The sequence below is a fragment of the Pseudomonas sp. UBA7500 genome (genome assembly GCF_002478435.1).
Classification (GTDB): domain Bacteria; phylum Pseudomonadota; class Gammaproteobacteria; order Pseudomonadales; family Pseudomonadaceae; genus Aquipseudomonas; species Aquipseudomonas palmensis.
This window is the reverse complement of the sequence record NZ_DLNW01000028.1, coordinates 177,096-198,473: the sequence shown is the minus strand read 5'-3', so window position 1 is coordinate 198,473 and position 21,378 is coordinate 177,096. Positions and strand designations below refer to the sequence as shown.

23 protein-coding genes are annotated in these 21,378 nt (G+C 64.2%); 9 read left to right on the top strand and 14 right to left on the bottom strand.

Translation table 11 applies throughout. The annotated features are described in order from the left end of the window. The first annotated feature begins 2 nt into the window (after window positions 1–2). A complete protein-coding gene (gene ada, locus B4I46_RS14120) occupies window positions 3–1,073 on the top strand; it encodes a bifunctional DNA-binding transcriptional regulator/O6-methylguanine-DNA methyltransferase Ada (RefSeq protein WP_043864172.1) in 1,071 nt (356 codons plus the stop codon). 3 nt (window positions 1,074–1,076) lie between these two features. Here the strand turns inward: ada and B4I46_RS14115 are convergent, their stop codons facing one another. After that, complete coding sequence (locus B4I46_RS14115) at window positions 1,077–1,334, bottom strand: DUF2790 domain-containing protein (protein ID WP_043864173.1); 258 nt, start codon at window positions 1,332–1,334, stop codon at window positions 1,077–1,079. 282 nt (window positions 1,335–1,616) lie between these two features. Between B4I46_RS14115 and B4I46_RS14110 the strand changes: the two genes are divergently transcribed. Next, entirely contained in the window at window positions 1,617–2,069 is a 453-nt protein-coding gene (locus B4I46_RS14110) for a GNAT family N-acetyltransferase (RefSeq protein ID WP_286900676.1), read from the top strand. Here B4I46_RS14110 and def read toward each other — a convergent pair. The 3 genes from def to B4I46_RS14095 all read right to left on the bottom strand — a co-directional run bounded on the left by def (window position 2,021) and on the right by B4I46_RS14095 (window position 3,892). Next, a complete protein-coding gene (gene def, locus B4I46_RS14105) occupies window positions 2,021–2,560 on the bottom strand; it encodes a peptide deformylase (RefSeq protein ID WP_286900675.1) in 540 nt (179 codons plus the stop codon). The genes B4I46_RS14110 and def overlap by 49 nt on opposite strands. Further along, entirely contained in the window at window positions 2,550–3,533 is a 984-nt protein-coding gene (locus B4I46_RS14100) for a YihY/virulence factor BrkB family protein (RefSeq protein WP_043864176.1), read from the bottom strand. Before B4I46_RS14100 ends, def begins: the two co-directional genes overlap by 11 nt. Before the next feature lie 167 nt (window positions 3,534–3,700). Then, on the bottom strand, window positions 3,701–3,892 hold the full coding sequence (locus B4I46_RS14095; protein WP_043864177.1) for a CsbD family protein: 192 nt from the start codon (window positions 3,890–3,892) through the stop codon (window positions 3,701–3,703). A gap of 242 nt (window positions 3,893–4,134) precedes the next feature. Here B4I46_RS14095 and B4I46_RS14090 point away from each other — a divergent pair, with 242 nt between their 5' ends. After that, entirely contained in the window at window positions 4,135–5,619 is a 1,485-nt protein-coding gene (locus B4I46_RS14090; RefSeq protein ID WP_286900672.1) for a right-handed parallel beta-helix repeat-containing protein, read from the top strand. A 132-nt stretch (window positions 5,620–5,751) separates the two neighbouring features. After that, window positions 5,752–6,135 carry a hypothetical protein gene (locus B4I46_RS14085; protein ID WP_043864179.1) on the top strand — a complete coding sequence of 128 codons (384 nt, stop codon included), beginning with the start codon at window positions 5,752–5,754 and terminating at the stop codon, window positions 6,133–6,135. Here B4I46_RS14085 and B4I46_RS14080 read toward each other — a convergent pair whose 3' ends face one another. After that, a complete protein-coding gene (locus B4I46_RS14080; RefSeq protein WP_043864180.1) occupies window positions 6,136–6,972 on the bottom strand; it encodes a CvfB family protein in 837 nt (278 codons plus the stop codon). Window positions 6,973–7,077: 105 nt separating this feature from the next. On the opposite strand from B4I46_RS14080, the gene B4I46_RS14075 reads away from it, so the two are divergent. Next, entirely contained in the window at window positions 7,078–7,947 is an 870-nt protein-coding gene (locus tag B4I46_RS14075) for a DUF6279 family lipoprotein (protein WP_088514499.1), read from the top strand. A gap of 31 nt (window positions 7,948–7,978) precedes the next feature. Here the strand turns inward: B4I46_RS14075 and aceK are convergent, their stop codons facing one another. Then, the gene (gene aceK / locus B4I46_RS14070; protein WP_043864182.1) at window positions 7,979–9,700 is read right to left on the bottom strand and encodes a bifunctional isocitrate dehydrogenase kinase/phosphatase; all 1,722 of its coding nucleotides are present in this window, start codon (window positions 9,698–9,700) and stop codon (window positions 7,979–7,981) included. Window positions 9,701–9,945: 245 nt separating this feature from the next. Between aceK and B4I46_RS14065 the strand changes: the two genes are divergently transcribed. Continuing rightward, a complete protein-coding gene (locus tag B4I46_RS14065) occupies window positions 9,946–10,851 on the top strand; it encodes a DMT family transporter (protein WP_286900671.1) in 906 nt (301 codons plus the stop codon). Here B4I46_RS14065 and B4I46_RS14060 read toward each other — a convergent pair. The 3 genes from B4I46_RS14060 to cysK form a co-directional block, all read right to left on the bottom strand. Next, window positions 10,833–11,732 (bottom strand): DMT family transporter, encoded by a 900-nt coding sequence (locus tag B4I46_RS14060; protein WP_286900669.1) that lies wholly within the window; start codon window positions 11,730–11,732, stop codon window positions 10,833–10,835. The two genes, B4I46_RS14065 and B4I46_RS14060, sit on opposite strands and share 19 nt — an antisense overlap. Before the next feature lie 372 nt (window positions 11,733–12,104). Beyond that, the gene (locus tag B4I46_RS14055) at window positions 12,105–13,040 is read right to left on the bottom strand and encodes an aspartyl/asparaginyl beta-hydroxylase domain-containing protein (protein WP_043864185.1); all 936 of its coding nucleotides are present in this window, start codon (window positions 13,038–13,040) and stop codon (window positions 12,105–12,107) included. Between the two features lie 171 nt (window positions 13,041–13,211). Beyond that, entirely contained in the window at window positions 13,212–14,186 is a 975-nt protein-coding gene (gene cysK, locus B4I46_RS14050) for a cysteine synthase A (RefSeq protein ID WP_043864186.1), read from the bottom strand. A 130-nt stretch (window positions 14,187–14,316) separates the two neighbouring features. Between cysK and B4I46_RS14045 the strand changes: the two genes are divergently transcribed. The 3 genes from B4I46_RS14045 to B4I46_RS14035 all read left to right on the top strand — a co-directional run bounded on the left by B4I46_RS14045 (window position 14,317) and on the right by B4I46_RS14035 (window position 17,611). Continuing rightward, complete coding sequence (locus B4I46_RS14045) at window positions 14,317–15,390, top strand: DUF748 domain-containing protein (RefSeq protein WP_258662354.1); 1,074 nt, start codon at window positions 14,317–14,319, stop codon at window positions 15,388–15,390. 178 nt (window positions 15,391–15,568) lie between these two features. Beyond that, the gene (locus tag B4I46_RS14040; protein WP_043864188.1) at window positions 15,569–16,414 is read left to right on the top strand and encodes an AAA family ATPase; all 846 of its coding nucleotides are present in this window, start codon (window positions 15,569–15,571) and stop codon (window positions 16,412–16,414) included. 18 nt (window positions 16,415–16,432) lie between these two features. Beyond that, window positions 16,433–17,611, top strand: a complete 1,179-nt coding sequence (locus B4I46_RS14035; protein ID WP_043864189.1) for a vWA domain-containing protein — start codon at window positions 16,433–16,435, stop codon at window positions 17,609–17,611. A 40-nt stretch (window positions 17,612–17,651) separates the two neighbouring features. Here B4I46_RS14035 and B4I46_RS14030 read toward each other — a convergent pair whose 3' ends face one another. From B4I46_RS14030 to B4I46_RS14010, 5 genes are read right to left on the bottom strand one after another with little or no spacing between them, the layout of a single operon-like run. After that, the gene (locus B4I46_RS14030) at window positions 17,652–18,572 is read right to left on the bottom strand and encodes a biotin-dependent carboxyltransferase family protein (RefSeq protein ID WP_286900666.1); all 921 of its coding nucleotides are present in this window, start codon (window positions 18,570–18,572) and stop codon (window positions 17,652–17,654) included. Next, window positions 18,569–19,264 (bottom strand): 5-oxoprolinase subunit PxpB, encoded by a 696-nt coding sequence (gene pxpB, locus B4I46_RS14025; RefSeq protein ID WP_210014570.1) that lies wholly within the window; start codon window positions 19,262–19,264, stop codon window positions 18,569–18,571. The genes B4I46_RS14030 and pxpB overlap by 4 nt, the downstream gene beginning before the upstream one ends. Continuing rightward, a complete protein-coding gene (locus B4I46_RS14020) occupies window positions 19,261–20,013 on the bottom strand; it encodes a 5-oxoprolinase subunit PxpA (RefSeq protein ID WP_043864192.1) in 753 nt (250 codons plus the stop codon). The genes pxpB and B4I46_RS14020 overlap by 4 nt, the downstream gene beginning before the upstream one ends. Window positions 20,014–20,056: 43 nt before the next feature. After that, a complete protein-coding gene (locus B4I46_RS14015) occupies window positions 20,057–20,578 on the bottom strand; it encodes a DUF2937 family protein (RefSeq protein WP_054914961.1) in 522 nt (173 codons plus the stop codon). A 12-nt stretch (window positions 20,579–20,590) separates the two neighbouring features. Continuing rightward, window positions 20,591–21,367: a class II glutamine amidotransferase gene (locus B4I46_RS14010; RefSeq protein ID WP_043864194.1), complete on the bottom strand. Its 777-nt coding sequence runs from the start codon at window positions 21,365–21,367 to the stop codon at window positions 20,591–20,593. Window positions 21,368–21,378: the final 11 nt, after the last annotated feature.

Sequence of the window (21,378 nt, the reverse complement as noted above, 5' to 3'; positions counted from 1 at the left end):
CCATGCCCCGCACACCTTCGATCGATGTCAACGACCCACGCTGGCAAGCCGTGCTGGCCCGCGACGCCGCGGCGGATGATGATTTCGTCTATGGGGTTCGCACCACCGGGGTCTACTGCCGCGCCTCCAGCCCGTCACGGTTGCCGCGCCCGGAGAACGTCGAGTTCTTCGACACTGCCGCCCAGGCCGAGGCCGCCGGCTATCGCCCCAGCCGGCACTACGCCGCCGACCCGCGCCAACTGGCCGAACAGCATGCCACCCAGGTCACCCGGGCCTGCCAGCTGATCGAAACGGCCGAGGTCGAGCCCAGCCTCAAGCAAGTAGCCGCCCATGTCGGCATGAGCCCGTATCACTTCCACCGGGTGTTCAAGGCCGCGACCGGCCTCACCCCCAAGGCCTACGCCAATGCCAGACGCGCGCACAAGGTACGCCGGCAGCTTGAGCAGCCGGGCTCGATCACCGACGCCCTGTACAAGGCTGGCTACAACTCCAACAGCCGTTTCTACGAAGACAGCAACGCCCGGCTGGGCATGACCCCGGCCGCCTATCGCGCGGGCGGCGCCAATGCCTCGATCCGCTTTGCCATTGCCCAGTGCTCACTCGGCGCGCTGTTGGTGGCCCAAAGCGAGCGCGGGGTGTGTGCCATCCTGCTGGGCGACGACCCCGAGGCGTTGCTGCACGACCTGCAGGACAAGTTTCCCAAAGCCGAACTGATTGGCGCCGACGCCGAATTCGAGCAGTGGGTGGCCAAGGTGGTGGGGTTCATAGAAGCGCCCGCCCTGGGCCTGGACCTGCCACTGGACCTGCGCGGCACGGCCTTCCAGGAGCGGGTGTGGCAGGCGTTGCGCAGCATCCCGGCAGGCAGCACCGCCAGCTACGCCGAGATCGCCCAGCGCATTGGCGCGCCCAGGGCAGTCAGGGCAGTGGCCCAGGCGTGCGCCGCCAACAGCCTGGCGGTGGCAGTGCCCTGTCATCGGGTGGTACGCAGTGATGGCAACCTGTCCGGCTACCGCTGGGGCGTGGAGCGCAAGCAGGCGCTCCTGGCCCGGGAACAACAGCCCAGTGACCTGTAATGATCAGCCCTGGCTGCAGCCGTCGCCCATGGCGCGGTATTCGATGGTGTGGCGCTGGCCCTGATGGTCTTCATAGGTCATGGTGGCCGGCACCACTTCGCAGACATTGGGCAGGGTCGAGAGGCTGATCACCCGGGCGATGTCCAGGTTGGTCGAATAGTCATATTGCTCGACCACCGGCTGCGCAGCAGCGGTCTTGACCTCGTCCGCCAGGGCGAACGAAGAGACACCCACCAATACAAGTGCAAGTAAGGTTTTCATGGTATTAGGCCTGCAAAGCAATCAAACGAAGTGTTTGACTTCATCAGCCGAGTTGGCGCGGAGAAGTTGTCATATCAACGAATGGACATAACACGAAGTACCGATCCCGTTACGCTTCTAGTTGCTGGGATGGGTCAAGTTTATAAGGTTGCGAAGGTGGTTGAAGCCCGAAGCCGGACATTCACTGTTACCGCCTCGGTAACAATAACCGCACGACAAGCCCTCGACAGCCTACCCAAGCCCGTGTAAAAGCCCGTGCCAGAGCCCTTGCTGGAAACCGCCGTGAGTGAAATACGCTACAGCCTGCTAAGCGCTGCAGAGCGCCCTTTGCTGAACAAATTCTATCGCGCCGAAGGTACGGCCATGCGTGCCAGTGCCAAGGGCGAGGCCTGGGTGGCGCGTGCGGGTGAGCTTGTCGCCGCAGTGAACATGAGCGCGGTACCCGAGGGGTTCTGGCTGACCGGCTTGCTGGTGGCACCCGCCTGGCGCGGCCGGCGCATTGCACGACAACTGATCGAGCATGCCTGCGCCGACAAGCCGGGCACGGTGTGGCTGTTCTGCCACCCGGACCTGCTGGCCTTCTACCAGCCACTGGGGTTCAGCCCTGCCGGCGCACTGCCGCTGCAGCTCAATGAGCGCCTGGCGCGCTATCAGCGCAGCAAATCGTTGATCGCGTTGGCGCGGGATCAGTCGTCGCTGGCCGGGTCCAGCCCCGGGAACAGTACCTCGGTATAACCGAACTTGCTGAAGTCATGAATGCGCGAGGGGTACAGGCGACCGATCAGGTGATCGCATTCGTGCTGCACCACCCGCGCATGAAAACCCTCTGCCGAGCGCTCGATGGGCTGGCCCTGCGGGTCGACCCCGCTGTAGCGAATGTGCCGGTAGCGGCTGACCACGCCGCGCAGGCCGGGCACCGACAGGCAGCCCTCCCAGCCATCCTCGACCTCGGTGCCCACCGGGGTGATCACCGGGTTGAGCAGAATGGTCTGCGGCACGGGCTCGGCATCCGGGTAACGCTCGCTACGCTCGAAGCCGAAGATCACCAGTTGCAGGTCGACCCCGATCTGCGGCGCCGCCAGCCCCACGCCGCCCACGTGCTGCATGGTGTCGAACATGTCGGCAATCAGCTGCTCCAGCTCGGCAGTGCCGAACAGGCGGGCCGGTACGGGCGGTGCAACGCGCAACAGGCGCTCGTCGTCCATCTTCAGGATGTCACGAATCATGCGGGGCTCGGCTCACGGGTTCAGGCGCGGAATCGGACGGGATGGAGTGATCGCGCCCCAGCCCGGAAACATGCTTTTTATCATGTTCCGGCGCATCGTCGTCGGGCATTTCCTTCTCGCCAGGGTCCTTGCCTTCGGCCGACATGTGCTCGATCACCGCATTCATCTCCGCCCCCAGCAGCAATACTGCGGCAGAAATATAGAAGTACAGCAACAGCACGATGATCGCACCGATGCTGCCGTACATCGCGTTGTAGTCGGCAAATGTCTTGACGTAGTAGCCAAACCCCAGCGACGCGATGATCCACACCACCACCGCCAGTACCGAGCCGGGGGTGATGAAGCGAAATTCCTGCTCCACATCGGGCATCACGTAATAGATCAATGCCACCGCCACCATCATCAGGATGATGATGGCCGGCCAGCGCAGGATGGTCCACAGCGTGACGATGAACTCCTGCATGCCTACCTGCGAGGCGATCCATTCCATCACCTGCGGGCCGAGCACCATCAAGGCGGCGGCGGCCAGCAGCATGCCGGCGATTCCGACGGTATACAGCACCGAGAGCGGGATGCGCTTCCACACCGGGCGCCCTTCCACCACGTCATAGGCGGCGTTCATCGCGCTCATCATCAGGCGCACGCCCGCCGACGCGGTCCACAGGGCGATCACGATACCTACCGAGAGCAGCCCGCCCTTGGATTGCTGCAACTGGTCGATCACCGGGTTGACCTGCTCCAGCGCCTGGGGCGGCAACACCAGTTCCGACTGCAGGCGCAGCCAGGTGAAGAAGTCGGGCAGATGCAGAAACCCGATCAGGGCGATCAGGAACAGCAGGAAGGGGAACAGCGAAAACAGCATCTGGTAGGCCAGGGCCGACGCATAGGTGGACATCTCGTCATCGAGAAACTCGCTTACCGTGCGCACCAGAACACGATGCAACGGCAGGCCGTGCAAGTTGGGGAAAATCATAGCGTCTCCTTTCGCCGCTCCACTGTCATAGGCAGTAATCCAAGCGTTGGGGGGGTGTTTTACCTGACGGTAGTCTAGTAGACCACGTCTGTGAGGTTACGATTGATTGCCACAGACAGCAGAACGGCCACCCGAAGATGGCCGTTATCGGCTACACGCGCAGCCGGTCAGGGCTTTTTCACAGCATCCTTGACCGCATCCTTGGCCTTGCCCACTGCCTGCTGGGTTTCGCCCTTGACTTCCTGGGCCTTGCCCTCGGCGCGCAGTTTATCGTTATCGGTCACCTTGCCCACGCCTTGCTTGATGTTGCCTACCGCTTCGTTGGCCAAGCCTTTTGCTTTGTCCGAAGTGCTGCTCATGGCATTTCTCCTGAAGGGGAACAGATAGCTGTCAGTGTCGACAGTCAGTGGACCCGCCCGCTTCTGCGAGAGTTTCAAATATTTTTGTGCGGTGTGGATTCCCACAATGGATAAACAGCGGGCGAATATCGCCCCCAATCGTGCCTGGCCTGCGTCAGGGGCTGTCGGCTTTGCCTAGAATCGGGCACCAGCGCCCTGCAGCCCGGGCGCGATAAAAACAACAGACACAGCGATCACTACCCATGCGTATCTCCCCCTTGCTGGCAGCCCTGCTGCTGGCCGTACCTGCCCATGCCCTGCACGCAGCACCTGCCGTACAGCCCGCCGCCCTGACCACCCTGGTGGTCGATCGCTATGCCGACGACGAGCAGCCCGGCAGCCTGCGCTGGGCCATCGAGCGCAACAACCAGGCGCCCGGCACCTACCGGATCGAGATCCGCCCGGTCGGCCAGCCGCCCTACGTGATCAAGCCCGCTTCGGCCCTGCCGCCGATTCTCGGCCCGGTCAGCCTCGAAGGTGCGGCCTGGAAGCGCAGCGGCGAGTACATCGCCATCGACGGTTCGGCCTATATCGTCGGCAACGGTACGCGCGCATGCCCTGGCGCCGTGCCCGGACAGTTCGGCACCAATGTGCGCACCACCACCGGCCCGGGGCTGGTGATACGCGATACCCAGGGCGTGGAGATTTCCGGCCTGGATGTGCGTAATTTCTGCATCGGCATCCTGGTCAACCGCGCCAGCCACACCGTCATCCAGGACAACCGCATCACCGCCAACAAGGGTGGCGCCGGCATCATGCTGACCGGCGACGACGGCCAGGGCAATTCGACCGCCACCACCACGGTGAACAACAAGGTGCTGCGCAACCAGCTGGTGGACAACGGCGACGGCCTGGAGCTGACCCGCGGCGCGGCGTTCAACCTGGTGGCCGACAACCTGTTTCGCTCCACCCCGGCCAACGCGGAGCCCTCCCAGGGCATCGAGATCCTGTGGGGCAATGACAACACGGTGGTGCGCAACCGCTTCGAGGACTATTCCGACGGTCTGCAGATCAACTGGGGCCAGCGCAATTACCTGGGGGCCAACACCTTTACCGGCAACTCCATCGGCGTGAGCGTCAGCGGTGCGGGCAACATCCTCGATGGCAACCTGATCCACGGCAACCGCATCGGCGTGGCGCTGCGCCCGGAGCCGACCTCCACCAGCAACCGCCTGACCGCCAACCGCATCTGGAACAACAGCCAGGATATCCGGCGCTGCGAAGCGGGCGGTTCGTGCGTGCCCGATCAGCGCACCGGTGCCATCGTGTTTTCGGTGCCGGCGCTGGAGCATGCGATCTATGTGGGCTCGCGTGGCATCGGTGTCGACCCGTCGGGCACCAACCGGGCGATCATCTGCACCGACAAGGCCGCACCGCAGGGTTGCCAGCCGGTACCCAATCACGATCAGGCGGCCCCGCTGCTCAAGGCAGTCAAAGGTGACCGCTTGCTGGGCCAGGTGAGTGGCGAGCCCGACAGCCTGTTGCGGGTGGAGGTGTTCGGCAATGCTGACTCAAAGGCCAGTGAAGCGGAGCAGTATCTGGGCGAAGTGATGGTGGCGACGGATGCCAAGGGTCAGGCGCAGTTCGAGTATGTATTGCCGCAAGCAGATGGGCTGCAGGCGTTCACCGCGACGGTCACCCGGTCCGACGGGGCCACCTCGGAGTTGAGCAAGGCGCTGGCGCGCTGAGGACCGCGGGGCGGCCATTCGTCGGCAGGGATTGTCTGCAAATGGTCGGCCCTGTCAGCAGGCCCCGCTTTAGTTTTCAGCGCAATCCCAGCACAATGGCCGACCTTTCAAGCGTCACCCGTAGGAACCTGCATGAAACTCGACAAACCCACCGCCATCGCCCGTCGCAACCAGGCGCTGGAACGCCCTGTGCTCAACAGCGACAACACCCTGTTTGCCGTGCTCGATACCAAGCGCAGCCTGTGGTGGTTCGATGTGCCGGTGAAGCTGGTGCTGCCCAAGAGCGTGGCCGACTGGGTCAACCTGCTGCTCTACACCCCGGAGACCGACCAGTTGCAGCACCTCAAGGTGCCGGTCAACTTCCTGCGTGCGCACCTGGAGAAGATGGAAGTACGCAAGCCGGGCAAGCGTCGCTCGACCATCAGCCTGGCGCTGAGCGCCGACCGCGACTCGCTGCTGCAGGACTTGCGTCCAGGCGGCGAAAACCTGAGCTTTGCCGCCTTCGTGCAGGTCTGATCAGACCAGTTCGATGCGGTCGGCGTGAATCACGATGCGCCCGTCCTTGTACAGGGCGCCGATCGCTTTCTTGAAATTGCCCTTGCTCACCCCGAACAGGTCGCTGATCACCTGCGGGTCGCTCTTGTCGCTGACCGGCAGCACGCCGTTGGCGGCCTTGAGCTTGTCGAGGATCTTGTCGTTCAGCGTGCTGGCCAGGGCCTGGCCGACCGGCTGCAGGCTCAGGGCGATCTTGCCGTCGCTGCGCAGCTCCTTGATGTAGCCCTTCTCCTGCTTGCCCGAACGCAAGAACTTGAACACTTCGTTCTTGTGGATCAGGCCCCAGTGCTTGTTGTTGATGATGGCCTTGAACCCCATCGGGGTTTCCTCGACCACCAGCAGGTCGACTTCCTGGCCCACGCTGTAGTTGGCCGGCAGCTTGTCGAGGTAGCGGTCCAGGCGCGCGGTGGCGGTGATGCGCCGGGTGCGCTTGTCGAGGTAGGCATGCACCACGCAGTACTCGCCCGCCTTCATCTGGCGTTTTTCTTCGGAGTACGGCATCAACAGGTCCTTGGGCAGGCCCCAGTCGAGGAAGATGCCGATGCTGTTGATTTCCACCACCTTGAGGCTGGCGAACTCGCCCACCTGCAGTTTGGTCTTCTCGGTGGTGGCGATCAGCTTGTCTTCGCTGTCGAGGTAGACGAAGACGTTGAGCCAGTCCTCGACCTCGGTGGGCGTGTCCTTGGGGATGTAACGGTTGGGCAGCAGGATCTCGCCGTCCGCCCCACCGTCCAGGTACAGACCGAAATCCGTGTGCTTGACCACTTGCAAAGTGTTGTAACGCCCAACTAAAGCCATTTGCTGAAATCCTCGTTGCGAGGCTGGCATTCTACACGCTACGGGAACCGCCAGGCGCGCCGTTGTTCTATAAACACAAGCACGCCCCTGCAAGGATATGCACCCATGGATGCCTGCCTGTCCACGTTGTTTCGCTGCCTTTCGCTGCTGGTGCTGTCGACGCTGCTGCTGGTCGGCTGCAACCGCATGGACCTCGCCTACCGCAACCTCGATGTACTGGTGCCCTGGTCGCTGAGCGACTACCTGAGCATGAATCGCCAGCAGAAAGGCTGGCTGGACGAACGACTCAAGGCGCACCTGGCATGGCATTGTCGTACACAGTTGCCGGGCTATCTGACATGGCTGGGCGATATTCGACAGATGGTCGCGCACAACGAGGTCACCGACGCGCAGCTAAGGCTGCGCACCGAGCAGGCCAAGCAGGCCATCGCCGAGGTGGCCGACCAGATCATGCCGTCGGCCACGCAGCTGCTGCGCGGCATGGACGACGAACAGGTCAGCGACATGCGCGAGGCGTTTGCCGAAGACATTCGCGAGCGCGAGGCCAAGTACGTGAAGACGCCGCTGGCCAGGCAGATCGAGCAGCGCCAGCAGCGCATGGAAAAACGCCTGACGCCATGGCTGGGCGAACTGAACCCGCAGCAGCGCCTGCGCGTGGCGCAGTGGTCACAGGCGTTGGGCGAACAGAACCGTCAGTGGATCGCCAACCGCGCACACTGGCAGGCGCAGTTCAGTGCGGCGATGGAGCAACGGCGCAGCGAGGCATTCGAACCAAGGCTGGAACAACTGCTCAAGCAGCGCGAAAGCCTGTGGACGCCGGAGTACCGCATGGCCTACCAGCGTACCGAACAGGAGGCGCGCAGCCTGCTGGTGGACCTGATGGCGCAGAGCAGCGAGCAGCAACGTCAGCACCTGCAGGGCAGGCTGGCCAAGGTGCAGCAGGACTTCAGCAAGCTCAAGTGCCTGCAATCCTGAACCGATTCGCCGGCAAGGCCGGCGAAGCTGCTCAGTTCTCCCGGCACTTGCGCCGGTACGGGAACACATCGATCACCTTCCCCTCCCGTATCGCCGCCTGCAGCCCCTTCCAGTAATCGGCGTCATACAACTCGCCATGCAGCTGGCTGAACAGGCGCCGCTGGCCGATATCGGCAAACAGAAACGGCGGGAACTCCTCGGGGAACACGTCCAGCGGCCCGATCGAGTACCACGGCTCGCTGGCCATCTCGTCCTCGGGGAAACGCGGCGGCGGGATATAGCGGAAGTTGGCTTCGGTCAGAAAGCAGATCTCGTCATAGTCATAGAACACCACCCGCCCATGCCGGGTAACGCCAAAGTTCTTCAGCAGCATGTCGCCGGGGAAGATGTTCGCCGCCGCCAGTTGCTTGATCGCCAGCCCGTAGTCCTCCAGCGCCTCGCGCACCTGGGCCTCGTTGGCGTTTTCCAGGTACAGGTTCAGCGGGGTCATGCGCCGCTCGGTCCAGCAGTGGCGGATAAGCACCGTGTCGCCCTCCACCACCACGGTCGACGGCGCCACTTCCAGCAACTCGGCCAGGCACTCGGGCTCGAACTTGCCCAGCGGGAAGCGAAAGTCGGCGAACTCCTGGGTATCGGCCATGCGCCCCACGCGGTCGACGCTCTTTACCAGGCGGTACTTCTCGATGACCGTGGCGCGGTCGACACTCTTGGACGGCGAGAAGCGGTCCTTGATGATCTTGAACACGGTGTTGAAGCCCGGCAGGGTGAACACGCTCATGACCATGCCGCGCACGCCGGGGGCCATGATGAAGCGGTCATCGGTACTGGCCAGATGATTGATCAGCGCCCGGTAGAACTCGGACTTGCCGTGCTTGTAGAAACCGATGGAGGTGTACAGCTCGGCGATGTGCTTGCCCGGCAGGATGCGCTTGAGAAAGCCCACGAACTCGGCCGGCACCGGCACATCGACCATGAAGTACGAGCGAGTGAACGAGAAGATGATCGACACATCGGCTTCATCGGTGATCAGCGCATCGATTTCGATGCCGTGGCCTTCGTGGTGCAGCAGCGGAATCACCAGCGGCCACTGTTCATCGTGGGTGAACAGCCGGCCCACCAGGTAGGCCCCCTTGTTGCGATAGAGCACCGAGGAAAACAGCTCCACCTGCAGTTGCGGGTCCTTGCACACCCAATCGGGCAGGTTCTCGCGCAACTGCGCCTCCAGGCGCGCCAGGTCGCCGGGCAGGTCGGCGAAGGGCACCGCGAAGGCGTAGTCGGCGAAGACCTGCGCGAGCATCTCGCCCAGCCCGCCCTGGGGGCGGTAGGTGCGGGTCTGCGCGGCGCGCTCATGGGCGCGCAGTGCCGGGCGCGTGGTATGGATGAACATGCAGCCGTCGCTGATCAGGTCATGGCTGAACAGGCTGCAGAAGATCGAGTTGTACCAGGTTTCGGAAAGTTCATCGTCCAGGCGCGGGTCGATCAGGCTGATGTAGGCGCTCTTGACCAGCGGCCAGAACGTCGCATCCAGCAGAACCTCGGGCTCGAAAGCGCCGGCCAGCCAGCCGCTGACCTCGCTGACCTTTTCCTCGTAGAGATTGATACGTGCCGCCGAGGCCGTCTGGATCTGCTGCCATTGCGCGAGCTCGAAGCGTTGGCGTGCCCCGTCGGTGATCTGGCGAAAGTGCTCACGGTAGCTGTCGAAGCCATCGAGAATCATCCGGGCGATGGCGGCGGCCGGCCATTGTTGGGGCATGGGTAAGACCTCTGCGGGAATTTCAAAGACCTGAGCTTAGCCAGTCACGCAAGGCTGCGATAGCCTACTTAGGAACCGTTTCGCGCCCTTCGCCGGCAAGGCCGGCTGCTACAGATACCGCCCCCACAGCAGGAGCCAGCGGTGCTGGCGAAAGCGCCCGAATTGACACCGCAAGAAAGCGAGAGAGCCCACCCTGGCTTTTACCGTAAACTCCCGCCCCTGCCCCTGTTACCCGGAGAACCCCCGTGAGCCCCATCGCCATCACCCGACTGTTGATTCTCGCTGCCGTGTGGGGGGCCAGTTTTCTGTTCATGCGCATCATTGCGCCGGTGCTGGGCACCCTGCCCACCGCCTTCTTTCGCGTCTCCATCGCCTGCGCCGGGTTGCTGGTGATTCTCGCCCTGCTGCGCGTGCGCTGGGACTTCCAGGGCAAACTCAAGGCCTGCCTGTTTCTGGGCATGATCAACTCGGGAATACCCGCAACGCTCTACTCGGTGACCGCACAGGTGCTGCCCGCCGGCTACTCGGCGATCTTCAACGCCACCACGCCGCTGATGGGCGTGCTGATCGGCGCGCTGTTCTTCCGCGAGGCCATGACCCTGCCCAAGCTGGGCGGCATCTTCCTGGGCCTGTTCGGGGTCGGCATTCTCAGTGGTGCGGGGCCGGTGGCCTTCGACGCCAGGCTCATGCAGGGCGCCCTCTCCTGCCTGGCGGCCACCACCTGCTATGGCTTCTCGGGGTATCTGGCGCGGCGCTGGCTCGACCACCAGGGCGGCCTGGACAGTCGCCTGTCGGCGCTGGGCAGCATGATGGGCGCCACCTTGCTGTTGCTGCCGCTATTCGGCTTCAGCGTGATCACCCAGCCACCTGCCAGCTGGGGCGGCTGGCAGGTGTGGTTGTCGCTGCTGGGGCTGGGCCTGTTGTGCACCGCCTTCGCCTACATCCTGTACTTTCGCCTGATCAGCGAAATCGGCCCGGTAAAATCCACCACCGTGACCTTCATGATCCCGGCCTTCGGAGTGCTGTGGGGCGCGTGGCTGCTGGACGAGCCCCTGTCGATGGCGCACCTGTATGGCGGGCTGCTGATTGCCGTGGCCTTGTGGCTGGTGCTCAAGCCGGCCCGCCAGGCCCGTCAGCTGGCCAGCGACTGATCCACCGTGTCAGGCTTGGTCGCGGGCGTGCGGAACACGAACAGCAGGCCCACCACGATCAAGCCCATGCCCAGCAGGCTCAAGGCCGCCAGGCGATTGCCGAAGATCAGGTAGTCCATCACCGCCGTCACCGCCGGCACCAGGTAGAACAGGCTGGTGACATTGACCAGGTTGCCCTTGGCGATCAGCCGGTACAGCAGCAAGGTCGCCAGCAACGACACCACCAGGCCCATCCATAGCACCGAGAACACAAAGCTGGCATTGGGGTTGACCGCCAGCGGCTGGAACGGTGCAAACAGCGCGCACATCAGCAGCCCCGCCAGGTACTGCAAGGGCAACGTGCCCACCGGGTTGCTGGTGATGCGCTTCTGCATGATCGAGCCGAACGTCATGCTGGCCAGCGCCAGCAGCGCGAACAGCATGCCCGCCAGCGAGATGCCGCCCAGGCCGATGCCCTGGTACACCACCATCACCAGCCCGATCAGCCCCAGGCTCAGGCCGAACAGGCGGCTGAACGAACGCTTGCGCTCCATCAGCACCACCGTGAGGATCGGCTGCACGCCCATCACGGTGGCCATGATGCCGGGCGTCACCTTCAGGTCCAGCGCCAGCAGGTAGAAGATCTGGTAGGCACCGAGCAGCACGCAGCCGGTGGCGATGGCTTGCAGCAACGGGCCGCGACCGCGTGGCCAATGCAGGCGCAGCAACGGGCCGAGCAGCAGCAGGCCGACAAAGGCAATCGCAAAGCGGATCAGCAGAAAGGCAAAGGGCGAGGCCTGCGCCAGGCCGAGCTTGGAGACGATGGCGCCGCTGCTCCAGAGCAGGACGAACAGGCTGGTGGTGGCCGCCGAGGCCACGGATTGTTTCGAGATAACTGACATGAAATGCCACCTGTATTCGGGCAAGTAAGCCGAACGGTCGAGCTGCGCAGTGCAGCCGGCCGTATTCAGTAGGGTTCAGGTGTGGTGGGGGCGCAGCCAGTGGCCGCTCAGCCCAGCACTACAACCACGCCGGGTGGTGCGACAACGCACGCCACGGGGCTACTGACAGGTGGTGGGTAGTGACTGATCATGACCGGCTGCTGGGACCCACGCACGACCACGACCGCGTCGGGCGCGGTAGCGAATACGGTGGTGGGGCGGGAAGCTGGCATGTGCAGGTCTTCGGTGAGGTGAACTGTGGGTGAATATAGCCACACTCGCGACACGGTGCAAGGCCCGCCCCGGCAGGGGCCAACCTTGCACCGAGTGTGGTCAGAACAGCCAGCGGTACAGCAGGTAAGCAACCAGCACCGCCAGCACCGGGCGCAGCACGCGGTAGGCCTTGGGGTTGGCGCGCTTGAAGGTCTTGACCCGGCTGCTGATCACGGTACTGAAGCGTTTGCTCCAGGCATACGCCTGGTTGATGCCGCCCACGCGCTCGTCGTCGGTGTTCTGCGGCGCGGTGGCCCGGCCCAGGAAGGCACTGACCTTGCGGTTGATGCGGGTCATCAGCGGGCTGGTCAGCGGTCGCTCGATATCGCAGAACAGGATCACCCGGGTGGTCTCGGTTTCGTTCTTCACCCAGTGCACGTAGGTTTCATCGAACATCACGTCTTCGCCATCGCGCCAGGCGTACACCTGGCCGTCGACATAGATGCGGCAGTCGTCCGAGTTCGGCGTGGACAGCCCCAGGTGATAGCGCAGCGAACCGCCGAACGGGTCGCGGTGCGGGTTCAGGTGGCTGCCGCCCGGCAGCAGGGCGAACATCGCGCCCTTGACGTTGGGGATGCTGTTGACCAGCTCGACGGTGCGGGGGCACAGCGCCTCGGCCGATGGCAGCGCCTTGTCGTACCACTTCAGGTAGAAGCGCTTCCAACCCTTCTTGAAGAACGAACCGAAGCCGGCATCGTTGTCTTTTTCGGCGGCGCGGATGTAGCCCTCGTCGAACAGGTGCATGGCCTCCTCGCGGATCACCTGCCAGTTGTCCTTGAGCACGTCCAGCTCGGGGAAGCGGCTACGGTCCAGGTAGGGCTTGGAAGGCACCCCGGAAAACAGGTACATAAGGGCGTTATAGGGGGCGAACAGCGCCGAATGGTTGACGAACTGGCGCAACACGGGCAAACGCGCCTTGCCGCGCAGGTGCACGTACAGGGTGCTGCCGAAGAACAGCAGCAGTACACCTGCCTTGGCGACAAAGGAAAAGGTCATGCAACACTCCTTGAATTTCGATCAGGCCATCGCTGCCGGATAATCGGACATGATAAACCGATCCGGCCCCGGTAAAAACAACCGGGGCCGGACATTCAGTGTTGGCAATTGTGCAACAACGCAGTGCGCCGAACATTGAGGCGGATCAGCCTCGGTGGAGCCTGGCGGTGGTTACTGCTGGTTTTCCTGCTCGGTGAACAGGTCGCTGAAGAGCATGCTCGACAGGTAGCGCTCGCCCGAATCGGGCAGGATCACCACGATGGTCTTGCCCTGCATTTCCGGCTTTTCGGCCAGGCGTACCGCCACGGCCATCGCCGCGCCACAGGAGATACCGCACAGGATGCCTTCCTCCTGCATCAGGCGCAGGGCCATGGCCTTGGACTCCTCGTCGCTGGCCAGCTCGACCTGGTCGACCATCGACAGGTCCAGGTTGTTGGGTACGAAACCTGCGCCGATGCCCTGGATCTTGTGCGGGTTGGGCTTGATTTCCTGGCCGGCCAGGGCCTGGGTAATCACCGGAGACACCAGCGGCTCGACCGCCACCGACAGAATCGGCTTGCCCTGGGTGTTCTTGATGTAGCGCGACACACCGGTGATGGTGCCGCCGGTGCCCACGCCGGCAACCAGCACATCGACCCCGCCGTCGGTGTCGTTCCAGATTTCCGGACCGGTGGTCTTCTCGTGAATGGCCGGGTTGGCCGGGTTGTCGAACTGCGCCGGCATGAAGTAGGTGGCCGGATCGCTGGCTACGATTTCGGCGGCCTTCTCGATCGCGCCCTTCATGCCCTTGGCAGGCTCGGTCAGCACCAGCTCGGCGCCCAGCGCCTTGAGTACCTTGCGCCGCTCGATGCTCATCGAGGCCGGCATGGTCAGCATCAGCTTGTAGCCGCGCGCAGCGGCCACGAAGGCCAGGCCGATACCGGTGTTGCCCGAGGTCGGCTCGACGATGGTCATGCCCGGTTTGAGCCGGCCGCTGCTTTCGGCGTCCCAGATCATGTTCGCGCCGATCCGGCACTTGACCGAATAGCCGGGGTTGCGCCCCTCGATCTTGGCCAGGATGGTCACGCCCCGCGGGGCGATGCGGTTGATCTGCACCAGCGGCGTGTTGCCGATGGAGTGCGCGTTGTCAGCGAAGATACGGCTCATGGCTTGGGTCCTTTTGGCACCGTGCGAAAACTTCAAGGGTATGCCTGCCCCTGCGGTGCGTCCACCCCGAACGAACCGATGCGCCCGTGCGGCGGTCAACCGATCATCCTCAATCACGGAACCCACGCCGATGAAACGCCGCTACCGCTGGCCCCTGTGGGGGCTGCTGGGCATTGCACTGTTGCTGCTGGCCCTGCACCTGACGTTGCCGATCCTGGTACGCAACTACTTGAACGAAAAGCTCGCCGACATGGGCGACTACCGCGGCCAGGTCACCGATGTCGACCTGGCCCTGTGGCGGGGTGCCTACAAGATCAACGGCCTGACCATCGTCAAGACCACGGGCAAGGTGCCGGTGCCGTTTCTGGAGGCGCCGCTGATCGACCTGTCGGTGAGCTGGCATTCACTGTGGTACGACCATGCCGTGGTGGCCGAAGTGACCTTCCTGCGCCCGAAACTGAACTTCGTCGATGGCGGCAACACCCAGGCGTCGCAGACCGGTAAGGGCACCGACTGGCGCGCGCAGTTGAGCAAGCTGCTGCCGATCACCCTCAACGAGCTGCGCATAGACGACGGCACCCTGACCTTTCGCAACTTCAATTCCAAACCGCCGGTCAGCCTTGAAGCGACCCAGCTCAACGCCAGCGTCTACAACCTGACCAACGTGGTGGACGTCGAAGGCAAGCGCGACGCCCGCTTCGAGGGCAAGGCCCGGCTGCTGGGCGACGCGCGGGTGGAAAGCACGGCCACCTTCGACCCGCTGAGCAACTTCGAGGACTTCCAGTTCCGCCTGCGCGCCACCGGCATCCAGCTGCGCCAGATGAACGACTTTGCCAGCGCCTACGGCAAGTTCGACTTCAATGCCGGGCACGGCGACGTGGTGATCGAGGCCGAGGCGAACAAGGGCCAGCTCAAGGGCTACATCAAGCCGTTGTTGCGCGATGTCGAGGTGTTCAACTGGCAGCAGGACGTGGACAACAAGGACAAGGGGTTTCTGCGCTCGATCTGGGAGGCCCTGGTGGGCGGTACCGAAACGGTGCTCAAGAACCAGCGCAAGAACCAGTTCGCCACGCGCGTGGAGCTCAGCGGCAGCGTGCATCACAGCGATATCAGCGCGTTCGAGGCGTTTTTGCAGATTCTGCGCAACGGCTTCGTGCAGGCATTCAATGCGCGGTATGAACAGGGGCCGCCGAAAGCTGACTGATCCATCGCGGTACTGGCCCTTTCGCTGGCAAGCCAGCGACGAGGCCAGGCCTGCCACCCCGGTTCCATGACCAATCATCCACAGACTGAATACCCCGTCCGCGTTCACAGCCACGCAAGCCCCGCGTTATAGTCGTCGCATGATAGTCACCGCATGACCATTTTTTGAGGATCGGTACATGAAGTTCGAAGGCACCAGCGCATACGTCGCCACAGATGACCTGAAACTGGCCGTCAACGCGGCGATCACCCTGGAGCGCCCGCTGCTGGTCAAGGGCGAACCCGGCACCGGCAAGACCATGCTCGCCGAGCAACTGGCCGAAGCCTTCGGTGCCAAGCTGATCACCTGGCACATCAAGTCCACCACCAAGGCCCACCAGGGCCTCTACGAGTACGATGCGGTCAGCCGCCTGCGCGACTCGCAGCTGGGCGTGGACAAGGTGCACGACGTGCGCAACTACCTGAAAAAGGGCAAGTTGTGGGAGGCCTTCGAAGCCGAGGAGCGGGTCATCCTGCTGATCGACGAAATCGACAAGGCCGACATCGAGTTCCCCAACGACCTGCTGCAGGAACTCGACAAGATGGAGTTCTACGTCTACGAGATCGACGAGACCATCAAGGCCAAACAGCGCCCGATCATCATCATTACCTCCAACAACGAGAAGGAACTGCCCGACGCCTTCCTGCGTCGCTGCTTCTTCCACTACATCGCCTTCCCCGATCGCGCCACGCTGCAGCAGATCGTCGACGTGCACTACCCCAACATCAAGCAGGACCTGGTCAGCGAGGCGCTGGACGTGTTCTTCGACGTGCGCAAGGTGCCGGGCCTGAAGAAAAAACCCTCCACCTCCGAGCTGGTCGACTGGCTCAAGCTGCTGATGGCCGACAACATCGGCGAAGCGGTATTGCGCGAGCGCGACCCGACCAAGGCCATCCCGCCGCTGGCCGGTGCGCTGGTCAAGAACGAGCAGGACGTGCAGTTGCTGGAGCGCCTGGCGTTCATGAGCCGGCGCGGCAACCGCTGAGCCAACGGGGTCATTGCCATGCTGCTGAACCTGTTCAATGAAATGCGCGCGGCCAAGGTGCCGGTGTCGGTACGCGAGTTGCTCGACCTGCTCAATGCCTTGAAGCAGCGGGTGATCTTCGCCGACATGGACGAGTTCTACTATTTGGCGCGCGCCATCCTGGTCAAGGACGAGCGCCACTTCGACAAGTTCGACCGGGCCTTCTCGGCCTACTTCAAGGGCCTTGAAAACCTCGACCACCACCTGGAGGCGCTGATCCCCGAAGACTGGCTGCGCAAGGAATTCGAGCGTTCCCTGACGGATGAAGAGCGTGCGCAGATCCAGTCACTGGGCGGTCTGGACAAGCTGATCGAAGCGTTCAAGAAACGCCTGGAAGAACAGAAGGAACGCCATGCCGGCGGCAACAAATGGATCGGCACCGGCGGTACCAGCCCGTTCGGCTCGGGCGGCTTCAACCCCGAGGGCATTCGCGTGGGCGATGCCGGCAAGCGCCAGGGCAAGGCGGTCAAGGTATGGGACCAGCGCGAGTACAAGAACCTTGACGACGGGGTGGAACTGGGTACGCGCAACATCAAGCTGGCCTTGCGCCGGCTGCGCAAGTTCGCCCGTCAGGGCGCGGCCGAAGAGCTGGATATCGACGGCACCATCGACCACACCGCGCGCGATGCCGGGCTGCTCAACATCCAGATGCGGCCGGAGCGGCGCAACAGCGTGAAGTTGCTGCTGCTGTTCGACATCGGCGGTTCGATGGACGCCCACGTGAAGATCTGCGAAGAGCTGTTTTCGGCCTGCAAGACCGAGTTCAAGCACCTGGAGTACTACTACTTCCACAACTTCGTGTACGAGTCGGTGTGGAAGAACAACCTGCGCCGCACCTCCGAGCGCACCTCGACCATGGACCTGCTGCACAAGTACGGCGCCGACTACAAGGTGGTGTTCGTTGGCGATGCGGCCATGGCGCCCTACGAGATCACCCAGCCCGGTGGCAGCGTGGAGCACTGGAACGAGGAAGCCGGGTATGTGTGGATGCGCCGCTTCATGGAGAAGTACAAGAAGCTGATCTGGATAAACCCCTACCCCAAGGACACCTGGGGCTATACCGCTTCGACCAACATCGTGCGCGAGCTGGTCGAGGACCGGATGTTCCCGCTGACCTTGCGCGGGCTGGAGGAAGGGATGCGGTTTCTCTCCAAGTAGCGGTGAACCCTTCGCCGGCCTTGCCGGCGAAGAGGCCCTGTCAGTCGACAAACCTCTGCAGATAAAGCTGCTGCTCTCGCCATGCCATCTCCTGCACCACGGCCCGCAACCGCACCACACGCCCCGGCAGCAACTGCGCCAGGCCGGCCAGCGCCAGCGGGGTCAGCGCCCCCAGTCGCGGATAGCCGCCAATCGTCTGCCGATCATTGAGCAACACGATCGGCTGCCCATCCGGCGGTACCTGCACCGCGCCCAGCGGTATCCCCTCCGAGATCATCGGTTGCCCCTGATACTGCAACGCCGGGCCCAGCAGGCGCATGCCCATGCGGTCGGCGCGGGTGTCCAGGGTCCAGTCGCGGTTGAAGGCATCGAACAGGCTCTGCCCGGCAAACTCGCCAATCTGCGCCCCCATCACCAGGTCCAGCACGGTGCAGGTACCAGGCACGGGTCGAAGCCCTTCGGGCACCTCACGCACACCCGGCGCGTTGCCGGCGTAGCCCAGGCACTCGCCTCGGGCCAATGCCCTGCCCAGTCCCGTCAGCCCGCCCAGCTCCTCGCGCACCACCGTAGCGCAACTGCCCAGCACCTGCGGCGCAGCGAATCCCCCTGGCGCCGCCAGGTAGGCCCGCACACCCTGCAGCGGCTGGGTGAACTGCAGGCGCTGCCCCTTGGCCATCACGAAACTGCGCCACGGCGCCAGCGGCTGGTCGTCGAGCCGTGCGCCCAGGTCAGCACCGGCCAGTGCCAGGCAGCACGCCTGCTCGGCCACCAGCGTCAGCCCGCCCAGGGTGATCTCCACCACCGCCGCCTGCGGTGCATTGCCCAGCAGCCAGTTGGCCCAGCGCATCGATACCCAGTCCAGACCACCGCCCTGGGTCACGCCCAGGTGGCGCACGCCAAAGCGCCCGGAATCCTGCAACAGGCACAGCGGCGTGCTGGCCTCGATCAGCAAGCGGCTCACGGCGACACCTGCAGGGGCGTGTCGTCGCCGCCGAGTGCAAGGAATTCGGCACGCTCCACCGCCACGAAGCGCACCCGGTCGCCCGGCTGCAGCAGGCTGTAGCCCTCACGCTGGCGATCGAACAGGCGGCTGGGGGTACGCCCGATCAGGTTCCAGCCCCCGGGCGACACCGCCGGGTAGGCCGCCGTCTGGCGCTCGGCGATGCCCACACTGCCGGCTGCCACGCGCTTGCGCGGGGTGGCCAGGCGCGGCGCGGCCAGCGCCTCCTCGACCAGCCCCATGAACGCGAAACCCGGGGCGAAGCCCAGGGCGAACACCTGGTACTCGCGCGCGCTGTGGCGGCGGATCACCCCCGCCACGGAGTCGCCGCTGCGCTGCGCCAGCAAGGCCAGCTCGGGCCCGACGCTGGGGTCGTACCACACCGGAATGTCGTGGCGCTGCCCTGCCCCGCCCTCGTCGGGGCGAAGACCTTCGAGCGCCTGCGCGATACGCTCGCGGGCCTGGGTGGGCGACAGGTCGAAATGCACCATCACGGTGGTGTACGACGGCACCAGATCGATCAGCTGCGCCGCAAAGGCTGCACGCAGACGCTGAGTGGCAGCGAGCATCCAGGGCATGTTGGACTCGTCGATCGCATCGAACAGGCGCACCATCAGGCAATCGACAGCAACCACCTCGACGCGCCACTTCATGGCGCCGCCTGCGCATCGAGAGCCTGACGAATCTGCCGCACCGCAGCCACCGAGCTGGCATTGTCGCCATGCACACACAGCGTATGGGCCTGCAGGCGCAGTGCGCTGCCATCACTGGCAACCAGCGGCTCGCCCCGTGCCAGGCGCAGGGCCTGCTCGACGATCAGGGCCGGGTCGTGGTGCACGGCACCGGGCAGGCGCCGCGACAGCAGGCGTCCGGCGGGGTCGTAGGCACGGTCGGCAAAGGCCTCGAACCACAACGTGACGCCATATTCGTCACCCAGTGCCTGGGCCGCGCGATTGTCGGCCGTGGCCATCAGCATCAGCGGCAGGCTGCGGTCGTAGGCGGCCACCGCCTCGATCACCGCACGCAGCTTGCCCGGCTCGGCCATCATGTCGTTGTACAGCGCCCCGTGGGGTTTGACGTAGGCCACCTGGGTCTTCTGGGTGCGGCAGATACCGTCCAGCGCGCCGATCTGGTAATGCAGCAGGTCGCGAATCTCTTCATTGCTGCAGGCCATCGAGCGGCGCCCGAAACCGGCCAGGTCCTGGTACGCCGGGTGCGCCCCCACCAGCACGCCCCCGGCCACGGCCAGCGCCACGGTGGTGCGCATGATGCCCGGGTCGCCAGCATGAAAACCGCAGGCGATGTTGGCGCAATCGATAAAGGGCATCACTTCGGCATCCAGCCCCATGCTCCAGCTGCCGAAACTTTCACCCATGTCGCAATTGAGTAGCAGGCGGCTCACGCGCGTTGCTCCTGTGTCGGGTGGGGGGTGGCCCGGAGGCCGTCTAGCGCCAGCTCGGCTCCACCGGCTTGCGCCGACCGCCGAGGATCGCCCAGCCGATCAGCATCAGCAGGCTCTCGATCACCAGTGCCAGCAGCATGGCGCTGGCCAGGCCCCAGGCCATCGCCTCGGGCGCCAGCAGGATCTGGTAGCTGTAGCCCTTGAGGGTTTCCTCGCGCAAGGCCGGGTCGGCCGCCACCAGTACGTGCCAGGTGCGTACCAGCCACGGGCGCTGCAGGGTCTGCCACTCTTCTTCGAGCAGGCGATTGCGCGCCACCAGGCTGTCGATGCTGTCGGCATCGCTGTTGAACACCGGGTCGTCGCTGGCACGGTAGTGACGTACCAGCGCCTGCAGGTCGCCATTGAAAAAGCGCTGCGCGGTCTGGTTGAAGCCCTTGAGGCCCTCGCGCGATTCGAGCAGGTGCGCCTCGACCCGCTGGGTGTAATCGTTGATCAGCCCGGGGATCTGCACACCGACCAGCAGGCCGAAGGTAAACAACAGCAAACGCAGGTAACTTCTGAACATGAAGGCTGATCCTTAGCTGGCCTGACCCTGGGCAATGCATTCACCGCGCCGCCACAGGCCCCACTGGCCAGGCTCGTAGCGGTGCCAGATCTCGTCCTCGGTCAAGGCCTCGGTGGCAATGACGGTGACCACGTCGTTGGGCGTGGTCTCGGCCTGGAAGTCGACGATCATGTCCACGTCCTTGAGCCGCGCCGGGCCGAACGGTGCGCGCCGGGTGATGTGTACCAGCTTGGTCGAACAGAAGCAGAACAGCCAGTCGCCATCGCTGAGCAGGCAGTTGAACACGCCCTTGCCACGGAACTCGGCGCAGGCCTGCACCAGCACCGGGATCAGCTCCTCGACCTCGACCGGTTCGGGGAATGCCTCGCGGATGCGGTTGAGCAGGTCGCAGAAGGCGGCCTCGCTGTCGGTATCGCCCACCGGGCGGTAGAAGGTGCGTTGCCCCTGGAAGTCGCCCAGCTGGCCGTTGTGTGCGAAGCACCAGTTGCGCCCCCACAGTTCGCGCACGAACGGGTGGGTGTTGGACAGGCATACCTTGCCCACGTTGGCCTGGCGAATGTGGCCGATGACCACCTCGCTCTTGATCGGATAACGCTGCACCAGGTTGGCGACTTCCGACTCGCAGCTGGCCGCCGGGTCCTGGAACAGGCGCAGGCCACGGCCTTCATAGAAGCCGATGCCCCAGCCGTCACGGTGCGGCCCGGTACGTCCGCCACGCTGCATCAGCCCGGTGAAGCTGAACACGATATCGGTAGGGACATTGGCGCTCATGCCCAGTAATTCACACATGCAGGGGTCGC